General features: G+C 35.8%; 15 protein-coding genes. 8 read left to right on the forward strand and 7 right to left on the reverse strand.

Annotation, left to right across the window (positions count from 1 at the left end):
• Positions 1 to 237: 237 nt before the first annotated feature.
• Entirely contained in the window at positions 238 to 1,704 is a 1,467-nt protein-coding gene (gene putP, locus AAIE21_RS08675) for a sodium/proline symporter PutP (protein ID WP_343266387.1), read from the forward strand.
• A 177-nt stretch (positions 1,705 to 1,881) separates the two neighbouring features.
• Positions 1,882 to 2,280 carry an Ig-like domain-containing protein gene (locus tag AAIE21_RS08680; RefSeq protein WP_343266388.1) on the forward strand — a complete coding sequence of 133 codons (399 nt, stop codon included), beginning with the start codon at positions 1,882 to 1,884 and terminating at the stop codon, positions 2,278 to 2,280.
• A gap of 117 nt (positions 2,281 to 2,397) precedes the next feature.
• Here the strand turns inward: AAIE21_RS08680 and AAIE21_RS08685 are convergent, their stop codons facing one another.
• The 4 genes from AAIE21_RS08685 to AAIE21_RS08700 all read right to left on the reverse strand — a co-directional run bounded on the left by AAIE21_RS08685 (position 2,398) and on the right by AAIE21_RS08700 (position 5,056).
• Positions 2,398 to 2,814, reverse strand: coding sequence for a PH domain-containing protein (locus tag AAIE21_RS08685; protein ID WP_343266389.1), 417 nt, complete (start codon positions 2,812 to 2,814; stop codon positions 2,398 to 2,400).
• A gap of 428 nt (positions 2,815 to 3,242) precedes the next feature.
• Complete coding sequence (locus AAIE21_RS08690; RefSeq protein WP_343266390.1) at positions 3,243 to 3,632, reverse strand: cupredoxin domain-containing protein; 390 nt, start codon at positions 3,630 to 3,632, stop codon at positions 3,243 to 3,245.
• Positions 3,633 to 3,809: 177 nt separating this feature from the next.
• A complete protein-coding gene (locus AAIE21_RS08695; RefSeq protein ID WP_343266391.1) occupies positions 3,810 to 3,974 on the reverse strand; it encodes a hypothetical protein in 165 nt (54 codons plus the stop codon).
• A 170-nt stretch (positions 3,975 to 4,144) separates the two neighbouring features.
• Positions 4,145 to 5,056, reverse strand: a complete 912-nt coding sequence (locus AAIE21_RS08700) for a DMT family transporter (RefSeq protein WP_343266392.1) — start codon at positions 5,054 to 5,056, stop codon at positions 4,145 to 4,147.
• A gap of 293 nt (positions 5,057 to 5,349) precedes the next feature.
• On the opposite strand from AAIE21_RS08700, the gene AAIE21_RS08705 reads away from it, so the two are divergent.
• From AAIE21_RS08705 to AAIE21_RS08725, 5 genes are all read left to right on the forward strand, one after another.
• Positions 5,350 to 6,081 carry an alpha/beta hydrolase gene (locus AAIE21_RS08705; RefSeq protein WP_343266393.1) on the forward strand — a complete coding sequence of 244 codons (732 nt, stop codon included), beginning with the start codon at positions 5,350 to 5,352 and terminating at the stop codon, positions 6,079 to 6,081.
• A gap of 92 nt (positions 6,082 to 6,173) precedes the next feature.
• Entirely contained in the window at positions 6,174 to 6,692 is a 519-nt protein-coding gene (locus AAIE21_RS08710) for a YjcG family protein (protein ID WP_343266394.1), read from the forward strand.
• Position 6,693: 1 nt separating this feature from the next.
• Entirely contained in the window at positions 6,694 to 7,116 is a 423-nt protein-coding gene (locus AAIE21_RS08715) for a GNAT family N-acetyltransferase (protein WP_343266395.1), read from the forward strand.
• A gap of 100 nt (positions 7,117 to 7,216) precedes the next feature.
• Positions 7,217 to 9,280, forward strand: coding sequence for an ATP-dependent helicase (locus tag AAIE21_RS08720; protein ID WP_343266396.1), 2,064 nt, complete (start codon positions 7,217 to 7,219; stop codon positions 9,278 to 9,280).
• Positions 9,281 to 9,423: 143 nt separating this feature from the next.
• Positions 9,424 to 9,891, forward strand: coding sequence for a CotY/CotZ family spore coat protein (locus AAIE21_RS08725; RefSeq protein WP_343266397.1), 468 nt, complete (start codon positions 9,424 to 9,426; stop codon positions 9,889 to 9,891).
• 249 nt (positions 9,892 to 10,140) lie between these two features.
• Here AAIE21_RS08725 and AAIE21_RS08730 read toward each other — a convergent pair whose 3' ends face one another.
• A complete protein-coding gene (locus AAIE21_RS08730; protein WP_343266398.1) occupies positions 10,141 to 10,347 on the reverse strand; it encodes a cytochrome C oxidase subunit III in 207 nt (68 codons plus the stop codon).
• Positions 10,348 to 10,411: 64 nt separating this feature from the next.
• Positions 10,412 to 10,771 carry a DUF1360 domain-containing protein gene (locus AAIE21_RS08735; RefSeq protein WP_343266399.1) on the reverse strand — a complete coding sequence of 120 codons (360 nt, stop codon included), beginning with the start codon at positions 10,769 to 10,771 and terminating at the stop codon, positions 10,412 to 10,414.
• A 127-nt stretch (positions 10,772 to 10,898) separates the two neighbouring features.
• Between AAIE21_RS08735 and AAIE21_RS08740 the strand changes: the two genes are divergently transcribed.
• Positions 10,899 to 11,546, forward strand: a complete 648-nt coding sequence (locus AAIE21_RS08740) for a CotY/CotZ family spore coat protein (RefSeq protein ID WP_343266400.1) — start codon at positions 10,899 to 10,901, stop codon at positions 11,544 to 11,546.
• Between the two features lie 67 nt (positions 11,547 to 11,613).
• On the opposite strand, the gene AAIE21_RS08745 is transcribed toward AAIE21_RS08740, so the two are convergent.
• Positions 11,614 to 12,558, reverse strand: coding sequence for a CotO family spore coat protein (locus AAIE21_RS08745; RefSeq protein WP_343266401.1), 945 nt, complete (start codon positions 12,556 to 12,558; stop codon positions 11,614 to 11,616).
• Positions 12,559 to 12,969 lie beyond the last annotated feature (411 nt).

Genomic DNA, 12,969 nt, shown 5'->3' on the forward strand with positions numbered 1-12,969 from the left:
ATTTCTTCATTCATTATTATATTGACAAAACAACTCGTTTCTATGTAAATATAATAAATACTCTATTAAAATTAAGGTTTTTTGTCAGAAAATTATATATTCTAAAAATAAAACAATGTCAAAAAACGCTTACATTTCAGAAAATTCGTATTTGTATATGGATTTTCTGAAATAATCATGATAGATTATAAATATGCAAAATTCATCAAAAGACATTACAAAAGGAAGGGGAACTACATGAGTACACAGATATTAATTCTAATTTCTATCTCTATTTACATGCTCGGGATGTTAATTATCGGCTATTTTGCCTATAAACAAACATCCAACTTAACAGATTATATGCTTGGCGGGCGTACACTAGGCCCCGCAGTAACAGCATTAAGTGCTGGAGCAGCCGATATGAGCGGCTGGCTTTTAATGGGCTTACCCGGTGCAATGTTTAGCGTTGGATTAAGTAGTAGCTGGATTGCGATTGGCCTAACACTTGGCGCCTACGCAAACTGGATCTATGTCGCTCCTCGCTTACGTACCTACTCAGAAATTGCAAACAACTCTATTACTATTCCAGAATTTTTAGAGCATCGTTTCCATGATGCATCTCATATGCTACGTCTTGTTTCTGGACTTGTTATTATGATCTTTTTCACATTTTATGTAGCTTCAGGATTCGTCTCAGGTGCAGTATTATTCGAAAATTCATTTGGACTAAATTATCATGTTGGACTACTTATTGTTGGAAGCGTTGTTGTAGCTTACACATTATTTGGCGGCTTCTTAGCTGTAAGTTGGACAGACTTCGTTCAAGGTATCATCATGGTAGTTGCTCTTATCCTTGTTCCAGTCGTAACAATTATGCATGTAAACGGCCTTGGACCAGCATTTGATACAATTAAATCTATTGACCCAGCACTATTAGATATTTTTAAAGGAACATCCGTATTAGGTATTATTTCATTATTTGCATGGGGTCTTGGTTATGCTGGACAACCTCATATTATCGTACGCTTTATGGCTATCTCATCTGTAAAAGAAATTAAAAGTGCACGCCGAATTGGTATGAGCTGGATGATTTTCTCTGTAGCAGGAGCTATGTTTACTGGTCTTATCGGTATCGCTTACTATTCAAAAGCGGGATTAAAGCTCTCTGATCCAGAAACAATTTTCGTTGAACTAGGTAACATTTTGTTCCATCCATTAATTACTGGATTTTTATTAGCAGCAATTTTAGCAGCGATTATGAGTACAATCTCTTCTCAGCTTCTTGTTACATCAAGTGCAGTAACGGAAGACATATATAGAACATTCTTTAAACGTTCTGCATCTGATCGTGAGCTTGTATTTGTCGGTCGTATGGCCGTTCTTGTTATTGCACTTATTGGTTGTGGATTGGCACTTAAACAAAACGACACAATCCTAGCTCTTGTTGGCTACGCTTGGGCTGGCTTCGGTTCTTCATTTGGCCCTGTCGTTTTACTAAGTTTATACTGGAAACGTATGACAAAATGGGGCGCACTAGCTGGTATGATCGCTGGAGCCGTAACTGTTATTACGTGGACACAATTTAAGTTTTTAAAAGACTTCCTATATGAAATGATTCCAGGATTTGCTGCAAGCTTACTTGCAATTATTATCATTAGTTTACTAACAAAACCTTCAAAAGAGGTTGAAAAGCAGTTTGAGGAATTTGAAAAAACTGTATAATATTTTTAAAAAAGGAACCACCGCTTTCATCATAAAAGCGGTGGTTCCTTTCTTTTATTCACCTTTCGACAATTTTCTCTTTGAAATTAACAATTTCTTTATGTTTCGTTAAATTTACTATAACACTACTCCTTTATAGTATTAATATCGACACTCATACAGAAAGGGGACTCCAACATGTTAGCATCTTTACAACAACGAAATATAAGAAAATTTTCACCTATCACAAACACTTCTGCTTCTTGTCTAAACATACAACCAAATCCACCTAAAATTTCAATCGCTCCTTCTGTTATTTCAGTAATCGGTGTTCATATGCAAAAACAGAAATTAAAAATAAAGACTGGACAAAGTATTGAATTATCAGCTTCTATTCTGCCAGAACGAGCAACGAACAAAGAGCTTATATGGACAAACATGCATTCTGACATCATCACAATATATCCAAAAGGTGATACAGTCACTATTACAGGGAAAACGTCAGGAAGAGCAATTATTATCGTAACAACTGCCGAAGGAAAATTTCGAGATTTATGCGTTGTCCATGTTCAGCCTTTTATAACAAATCCGAAGTAAGGTTCCTTGTTTCCGTTCATGTAATTCTTAATATAAAGTGAAACTTTAATCAATGAGAAGCTTACTACCGGCAAATAGCGGGATAAAAATAAGAGTGTTCCCAAGGGGCCACTCTCCTCATTCATGTATAATGTCATTTGCTACTTCAATTTGTGGATGGGTGCTTTTTATAAGAGAGACGAATCGCTTCGTATCACGCGGAGAAATAAGTTCTGTTTCAAATTGAGTACCATATAGTATTTCAAGCCTATCAAAGGACAGTGCTGGAGCTGCTAATGGATTTTTTGTTTTTGAAATTTTTCTTATCTCTTTGATTAAAATTCTCTTTTTCATCGGCCCATATCGAATGATAATTTGTTCATTTTCTACCTTATACCCTGTTGTGAACCAGCTCCAAACGAGAAGAAGGGCAAAAGGAAGCGTGAAGAATAGAAGAAAATAATCTCTCCCTGCAAGAAATGGAGCAAAACAAGCTGCGACTCCCTCTAAATAAATTGGATATAACCATGCATCTTTTTTTGATGGAAAGTACATATACAACCACCCCCACACAACCATTATATACCAATTACCATTAAAAAACTTTCGAAACTATATAAGTCCATTTTGATTTTTCAACATATAAGTTGATGCTATGAAAACAAAAATCTAAAATGGCAATAAAGTTATCTAATTTTAAAACCTAAAACACGTATAACCCCGTTCTGATTGTAAGAAGGGGTTAAAATAAAGTTGTTTAATTTTTGATGTGAAATACTTCATTTAAAAATATAACAATACAGTTGTTTAAATATAAGTGTTATTGAACAAATCTACCTCTTTCCTTTACAAAAAGTGAGCATTTATTTTTTCATAAGAACTTCTGTTTGCGGAGGAAAGCTAGCTGTTATAATGATGTCTGAGTAATAATAAGTAAGTTACCGTTGCTTATTAAACAAGCAAGGCCCGATTGGCCCTGCTTGTTATTTGACTATTACTTTTCCATCCATTCCTTTCTGGAAGTGGTACCGACATATCAGTTCATATGTACCGGGTTTTTTAGGGGTCACGGTAATGGTTTTTTCTTTTCCCGGTTGGACTTCGACGTCAATTCTGAGCTTTTCCACTGTGAAGGTGTGCCCTTTCTTACCTTGGTTCTTCAATATCAACGTTGTCGTTTTTCCAATCGGAATATTGATGACTTTCGGATTAAAGTAATCATCGTTCAACTCGACCTCAATCACTTTCACTGACTCAATAGGCTGTGTTACGACGCCGGATTCGGCAAATACACTGGGTGAGCCTGAAGTTGTCACACCCACAATCATCGCAAGCAAAACGACCAATCCAGTTAAGCACTTTTTCACAGACATTCGCAATCCTTCCTTTCCTAAGCACTATTGTTTTCCAATTCATAAAGTATTATTACTATAAATGTGGTTCCAACGTACTTCAGATAGTAACTCTTTTATCTGAAACAGTGACAAAGAAAAAAATCGACTCTAATGACGATCTTCTGGAATCCATTCTTCTTCAATTAATCTGCACTATTAGTTTAAGTGTAATACTTCCCATTCAAACAAAATATTTTCATCATCTTCAAGTTGATCTTCCACAATCTGGCCCTTTAATGAAATAACATGACTGACGTTTTTAAACATCTTGATTGTAAATGTAACGATTTTATTTATACTCAACAAAAAGGAGATTTCCACTCGTTTTCTCTCTTTGATTCCACTTAACATGGGGCTAAAAAAGGCGCTGACCGCTTCTATACACGGACGGATCCTCTCTCCCACCCAAAAAGAAAGGTTTTTATATCAATTTATATCGAAAAAAGCTGTTAGGATTCCCCCTAACAGCCTACTAATCATCTATAAACACACTACAGTTCTTGCGTACATGCTGCACTTTGCATCGGTTCCTTATGCACTCGCTTTTGCTGTTGCAACAAGAAAATAAACACACCGCATAATACGAGAACGCTGCCAATAATTTGCATACCATTCAGCTTCTCACCTAGTAAGAAGAATGCTAGTATCGACGCTCCAACCGGCTCTCCTAAAATACTCATTGAAATTGTGGTCGCATTCACATAATTTAATAACCAGTTATTAATCATATGTGAAGCAGTTGGTACAATCGCAAGCAAGAGGAAAATCCACCAGTCCCATGTAGAATATCCTGAAAACGGCACACTCATGATTACATTGTAAATAGCGATAAATATACCCGCAAATGCAAACACAGTAAAACTATATATCCAGTGCGAAACTTTTTTTACAGTTGTTTGCCCAATGAATAAATAACCAACGACTGCAATTACACTTAAAAAAGATAAAACATCTCCAATTACTGCCTGCTTACTTAATCCTAGATCTCCCCATCCGATACACATTACACCAAGAATGGCAATCCCCATTGTGGCAATCGCTGAATAAGTCGTTCTTTCTTTAAACAGAAAAAAACCTCCAACTAACGATACAATTGGCTGGAGCGCTAAAATGATAGTCGAGCTAGCAACAGTTGTAAACTTTAAAGACGCAAACCATAAAAGAAAATGCAGTGCTAAAAAGAATCCTGATCCTATTAGAAAATACCAATCTCGCGTTTGAATTCTGCGAAACTCTTCACGTTTTTTCCAAACGATTGGAAGCATCAAGATTACAATAATCCATAACCGATACATGCTTAAAATTGAAGATGGCGCTGAGGACATCTTTACGAAAACAGCTGCAAATGAAATGGCTATAATGGAAACTGCTAACGGTAGTGCAATTGATTTTTCTTGTTTCAAAGTTGTTTTACCCCTCTCCCTGTAAAAATCCCCACTTCATTATATATAAATCCAATTTAATCTTTCAACATATAAATCGTTGCTATGAAAAAAGGGAACCTGCACTTTCCTTCTCGCTTTGTTTTCATTTAGCACGTGGAATCCGCTTCTATCCATCAGCGGATCCTCTCTCCCCTCAAAAAAAGAAAGGTTTTCTTTCAACATATAAATACTAATTTTTTAGATTCTTCTTATCATTATGGTAAAATATAAAATGAGAAACACAGCATACTTTTTATTTAGGGGGATCACACATGAATCAAGCAATCGGGAGAATCGAAGAACTTTCATTTTACAGTACATCACTTCAAGAAGAGATTACACTTCTCGTCTATTTACCAGTTAATTATACGCCGCTGCATAAGCACACAGTTGTTATTGCACAAGACGGTAGAGACTATTTTCAGCTTGGTAAAGCGCACCGCGTAATTGAACGTCTTCGTGAAAATGAAGAAATTGACCGAACTATTATTGTCGGTATTCCATATAAAAACGTACATGATCGTAAAGAAAAATACTTCCCAAACGAGGTAAAAAATAGCGCATATATTCGTTTCCTAGCTCACGAACTTGTTCCATATATTGATGAAAATTATCCAACCTATCAAATGGGCAAAGGTCGTGTATTAATCGGGGATTCCCTTGGTGGTACAGTGTCCTTTATGACAGCACTTATGTATCCGCATACATTTGGAAAAGTTGTTATGCAATCTCCATTTGTCGATGAAACCTTACTTAGCCTTGCAAAAGATTTTACAGAACCGCAAGCATTGGAAATTTATCATGTAATTGGGACAGAAGAAACTGCTGTAAAAAGAACGGATGGACAAGTTTCTGATTTTGTAGAGCCAAATCGTGAACTGCATGCATTGCTGACAGAAAGAAACTTCATCACACATTACGAAGAATTTGAAGGAAATCATACGTGGAAATATTGGCAAACAGATTTACCAAAAGCATTTTCTCATATTCTATCAATGAAATAATAGGAAGCAGTATTCAGAATTCTTTGATATAATAAAAAAAGAGATTTGTTTTCTCAAAATCTAACTAGACTTACAAAGGGAGGAATATAAAGATGAAACTAGGCATTGTAATTTTTCCATCAAAAATGATTCAAGATAAAGCGAACGGATTGCGTAAGCGTTATGATCCGCATTATGCATTAGTTCCGCCACATATCACATTAAAAGCACCCTTTGAGGCACCAGATGAACAATTAGAATCGATTGTACAAGAACTGCATACAATCGCAAACAAAACAAATCCGTTTACCCTTCACGTAGGAAAGGTAAGCTCATTCGCACCTGTTAATAATGTTATTTATTTCAAAGTAGAAAAAACACCTGAACTTACATTCTTAAACGAAGAAATGCATAAAGGATTCTTTACACAAGAGCGTGAATATGCATTCGTACCACATTTAACAATTGGACAACACTTATCAGATGCAGAGCATGCTGATGTATTAGGTCGCTTACGTATGAAAGACTTTTATTACGAGCAACCAATCGACCGTTTCCACCTTCTATATCAATTAGAAAATGAAACATGGACAGTACATGAAACATTCCATATTGGAAAGGGGAACAACTAATTTGCAAGCACAAATCGTACAAACAGACGAACAACTAAGAGATGCATTCTCTGTACGTAAACAGGTTTTTGTTGAAGAACAACATGTATCTGCTGAAGAAGAATACGATGAATTTGAAGAAACCTCTAAACACGTTGTTATATATGATGAGGATACTCCAGTCGGCGCAGGTCGCTTTCGCATCGTTGATGGCATTGGGAAAATGGAGCGTATATGCGTTCTCGCTTCCCATCGCAAAAAAGGGGTTGGAAAAATCATTATGGACTCACTCGAGGCTTATGCCAAGGAAGAGTCGCTACCAAAATTGAAACTCCATGCTCAAACACACGCGGAATCCTTTTATAAGAAACTCGGATATCAAACTGTTTCTGATGTGTTTATGGAGGCGGATATACCGCACGTTGTGATGATAAAAGAATTATGATTTTCTAAGCAGGAGGTAACCCCTCCTGTTTTTTACATTGCTATTTTCTTTTTCTTCCGCTAAAGTTAAAAGTTGATGCTATAATTTTGAAGGTGAATGTATGACTCAAGAAAAATTCTCGCAAAAAACATTAACACACACTAGCGTTCCGCAGGCCACGTATCATATTCCAAAAACTTCTACTAGTTTAATCTTAGAAAAAGATAACGATGCGGCTTACTTTCGTGCCCTAGAGCAGCAAGGTGTTTATTTAAATGAAAAACAATTAGAAGCAGTGCGAACAACAGAAGGTCCCGTACTTACATTAGCGGGCGCTGGGAGCGGGAAAACATCCGTTTTAACAACTCGCGTTGGCTATTTAATCAATGTAAAAAATGTTCATCCACGCAACATTTTACTGCTTACGTTTACACAAAAAGCTGCTGAAGAAATTCGAAGCCGCGTGGCAGGCTTACCTGGTATGAATCACAGGGCAAGCCAGTATGTTGTCGCAGGCACATTCCATTCCGTCTTTTTAAAATTGCTTCGTAGCCAAGGGTATAACCAGCAAATTTTAGCAAATGAAAAACATAAACAAATTATGATAAAGAAAATCTTGAAAGAATTACGTTTAAAAGATGATTATGACGCAGAAACAATGCTCGCAATGATTTCACTCGAAAAAAACAAATTAAATCGTCCAAAAGATGTACAAACAAAAACACCAGTGGAACAAGAATTCCGTGAAGTGTATGAGCGTTATGAAGATGTAAAACAAAGATATGGGTATATAGACTTTGACGATATCTTACTAGAAACATTCTATATGCTTGAAAATAATGCACCTTTATTAACGCAATTGCAAAATAGATTCCATTACATTGAAGTCGATGAATTTCAAGATACGTCGTATGCACAATATGAGATTGTAAAACTATTAGCTTCGCCGCGAAATAATTTATTTATCGCAGGTGATGATGACCAGGCCATATACGGCTGGCGCGGCGCAAGCCATCAAATTATCTTATCATTTCCAAAAGAATTTGATGATACAACCATAATTGCTTTAAATACAAATTATCGTTCGAATCCATTTATCGTTGGACTTGGAAACGAAGTCATTAAACTGAATCAAGAGCGTTTTAAAAAAGAATTGTATTCGGTTCATGAAGAAGGCGTACAGCCATTTTATGCACGTCCTGCAACTACTCTTGATGAAGCAAATCAAATCCTGCAACTCATTCAAGATAAAGTAGCGAGTGGCGAACGCGAGTATAAAGACTTTTGTTTACTATATCGTACACACTCTGTAAGCCGTTCTTTACTTGATCAGCTTACAATTCATAAAGTCCCTTTTATAAAACACGGCGTAAGTCAATCGTTCTATGAACATTCTTTAATTAAACCAGTACTCGATCAACTGCGCCTAGCGTATGAACCGTTTCGAATCGAATCGCTCTCAAGCATATTACCAACGATGTATATTGGCCGTGATGAATGTATTTCATTTATTGAACGTGAACAGTGGAAATACGGTGAAGGAAGATTCCCGTCCCTCCTTCATTTCCTATTACTAAATCCGAGTTTAAAGCCATTCCAAGTCAAAAAAATAAACGACCGGATTGACTTCATTAAATTCATTAAAGAATTAGAACCAAAGAAAGCACTAAAAGAAATTATTAAGGGGAAAGGTAAATACTTAGAGTACTTACAAAGTAATGACCGTTCTTCCTTTACGATGCATAAAGACATACAAGAAGAAATGCTCGAAGAACTAATGGAATCAGCAAATCGCTTTACTGATATCCCTGCTTATTTAGAATTTGTTAGTACGGCTATTCAAAGCCAAAAAGAAATGGAAGCATTAAAAACAATGCAACAAAAAGATGCTGTTTCCCTTATGTCCATTCATAACGCAAAAGGACTGGAATTTCCATGCGTTTTTTTACTCGGAGCAAGCGACGGCATACTGCCTCATTCTTCTTCTTTAAAAGATGCAAATGACCGTGTGACCGATACTTCTGAAGCATTAGAAGAGGAAAGACGGTTAATGTATGTCGCGATCACACGAGCTAAAGAAGAGCTTTACATCTCCTCTCCGCAATTTTTTAGAGGGAAGAAATTAGATGTCTCACGCTTTTTATATATTGCTCGAAAAGATTTATCGAAAAAGTCAGCGCCTTAACATCATATGGCGCTGTTTTTTTGTATCTTTCTCAAACAATACTCAGACCCAGCTAAAAGAAATCAGCTTTGTCTCTCGTAATATCGCCTCTTCCCGACTCATATTCTATATAGTATAAACTTAAAAAGTAAGGAGTGAATCATATGGGCTGTAACTGTAACAATACACATGATTCAGATTATGATGCTGGTTGTGTATGTAACGTTGTTTCATTTATACATGAATTACAAGAATGTGCATCACCTACCCCTTCATTATATTATGACATCCCCTTCCTTGATTCCCATTATGAGACGAAAATTGCAAACACGCGCCCTTTTGTTTTGTTCACAAAATCCGGAAATCCATTTGAAGCATATGTACCTAGTATAACTACAAACTGTAAATCATCCATTTTTCGCGTCGAAAATATAGACGACTCTTGCTACGCTGTACTTCAACCATTGATTGTTGTCACAAACCGGGAAGAAGACGCTAATCCAAACCCTATTTGTACGTATCTAACTAGACCAGATGCTGTATTACACGCAACCTCTTCTTACATCACTGTTGATTTAACTTGCTTCTGTGGTATTCAATGTTTACGTGATATATATATTCCAAACTGCTAATTGAAGTTCCCTCCTTTCTAATTATTAGCAATCCTCTACCGACACATCTTCCAAATATTTAAGATGTAAGTACAAATCTCTTCTCCATGAATATCTTATAGAACAACGTTAAAAATGATTCAATAGCCCCCTAATGTTTGAAAATGGTTATAATCCCCCTTTTCTTCACTCCTCCTCTACCAAATACATCAAATCATATGTAATATTTGTGAACAAAACAAAAACACTCACGATAACATGAGTGTTTACTCAACCTCGACCTTGTTGATCTGACAAGAATTGTTTCTTCCCGCTACAATTACAGTTTTTCTTTTTCACATATCCTTGTTGTTCTAACAGCTGGTGCTGCTCTAATTGCTTTTGTGCTTGTTGATTCTTCATATGTTGCTGCATTTGATGCCAATATTGAATGTTATGATATGGATCCGGTTGCTGATAGTTTGTCATCGCAAACATCTCCTCTATTTTTTTACGCTCGATTTACTATATGAACAATCCCTCTGTTTCGTTCCCTCATTTCTTATTCTTCCATCAATCGACTAACAATCGTCTCAATAGTTGCTGCGACACCCGCAACTGCTAATAAGACAATAATCGGTTCCGTTATTTTTGGAATCCAATGATGACCTAACAATAAAAAGGCACTTATCCATACCCCTGTACACCAATGACAACTTAATAATTCCCCTATCCATTTCCTTAATCCCGTTCCCTTTATTTTCATATAGGTGGAAATATTACCATCAGGTTCTGTAATTTGTACCTCTTCAATAAAAGGTACCCGTAAAAATGATGTAATCTTATCATAAACAATGAGTCGTGTTAATCGAAACACAGCGCATGCAAAAATAAAGAAAGTAAGCCAACTTGTAAATAACATTTTCCTCTCCTACCTTTACATTACTTCTACCCATATAAAAAAAACTCAGTAAGAGGAGTAACCGATTTACCCCCGCTTCAATATCCTATTAATGTAAATCAAAACTCAATGATAAGGAGTGTAAAATATGAGCTGCAATGATGACAAAAAGCATTGTCATGATGTCAATTGTGTATGTGACGTCGTAAATTTTATCAACGAACTACAAGACGTACAACTTGATGGTTGCCCAACTGGTTGCGAAAACCCAATTCTAGGCGCAAACTGCGGTGGTACTTCTCCAATCGCTAATACTCGCCCTGTTGCAGTATTTAACAAAAAAGGTGACATTTTTCTACCAGCAAGCTGTTTTAACATTATTAATACAGGATCTATAACAGCTGATGCTTTTGAACTGCCTATCCCTATCCCTTCTCCATTTTTACGAGTGGAAAGTGTAGATGGCGATTGTTGTGCAGTCTTTAGAGTATTAACACCAGATGTTTCAAACCTTAGCCCTGGTGCATTAGATGATCTTATAAGAGAATTATCACTATTCTTACCAACTTCAGGACTTCCAGTAACACAGGCTGATTTCCAAGCAATCGCAAGAACTTTAATTTGTAAATATCAAAACGGCATTACATTCAGAGATACTGGCGGAGGTTCAGGAGTTGCTCCTAGACTAACAACAGAATTCTTTGGTTTAGCATCTACTAACTTCTGTATTACAGTTGACTTACGATGCTTCTGTGCAATTCAATGTTTCCGTGACACTTTCGTTAGCAGAGTGTAATTTTATTGTAAAACCAAAAAACTATGAGGTGACAGAGTATCTGTCACCTTTCTATATTTATTTGTTTCTATAAACCCATCATTTTAATGTGAACGATATCTTCGAATTTAACTTTAATTTCTTTTGTTTTCTCAATCATTTTGATCGCTACATATCCTTCTTTATAAGAAAGTACATATCCCGTCAATTTTTTTTCTACTGTGTTAATTTGACACCTTACTTTCGGAATATATTTAGGTTGATGTATTAAATAATAGATTTTTTCTTCATTATTCATGTCCTTGAAGGATTTTCTTTTTCGTACTCCTTTAGGTGAGCCTACTTCCTTAGCTTTTCCCTCATTTAAAGCTGGCCCTGCAAATTCTTTATTCTCTTTTTCAGCTATTACCTCTGTTTCTGGTTGTTTACCCTCATCTTGCAATTCTTTTTTTAATCCTTCCTTTATTTCTTTAATGCCTTCAGCTTTCGCTTTCACATCCACTTCTTCCTTTATGTTTATTACCTCTTTCTTTACTTTTTCAATGACTTCAGCTTCTACTTTTACATCCGCTTCTTCCTTTATGTTTATTGCCTCTTTCTTTACTTTTTCAATGACTTCAGCTTCTACTTTTACATCCGCTTCTTCCTTTATGTTTATTGCCTCTTTCTTTACTTTTTCAATGACTTCAGCTTCTGCTTTCACATCCGCTTCTTCCTTTATGTTTATTACCTCTTTCTTTACTTTTTCAATGACTTTAGCTTCTGCTTTCACATCCGCTTCTTCCTTTATATTTATTGCCTCTTTCTTTACTTTTTCAATAACTTCAGCCTCTGCTTTCACATCCGCTTCTTTCTTTATATTTATTATTTCTTCTTCCTTAGTATCTATTTCCTCTTCCCGTTCATATTCCACTTGTTTTTCCGGCTTTATAACAAATGTCTTTTGCATATTCAATTTAGCCTCATCAAATGTAGGTTGTGAAATATATATAATCGACCGCTTATCTTTTTTTTTGCTCGGTTTCCGCTTCAAATCCTTTCCCTCCTGTTCTTACAAACTCCTACTGTTAGATGTATATTCAGCGAGTACGAAAATTTGCGTTCTTTTTTTATATACAGACATCATATACAGTTTCATATACCTTTTAAAATATAGATTATTTATTAACTCACCTATCATATTTGGTAATATTATAAATCTTAAAATATAACACTTCGCCACACGATTATCATTGTAATAACCACTCTAAAAAAAGCAACCTTTTCGTACTTATATAATAAATAGAAAAGCAATAACTGTTTAATAAAGTGAAACTTTCATCAATGGTGTCTTCTCCATTTCCCCTAATGATCAGTCGGACTTTTACTGATAGTTATGGCACACAAATAGCAGGATAAATTTCGTTTGGTATTTCTAGTTTGAATTTTCAGATTAAAATATATT

It is taken from the genome of Paenibacillus sp. 102 (genome assembly GCF_039549175.1).
GTDB lineage: Bacteria > Bacillota > Bacilli > Bacillales > Bacillaceae_G > Bacillus_A.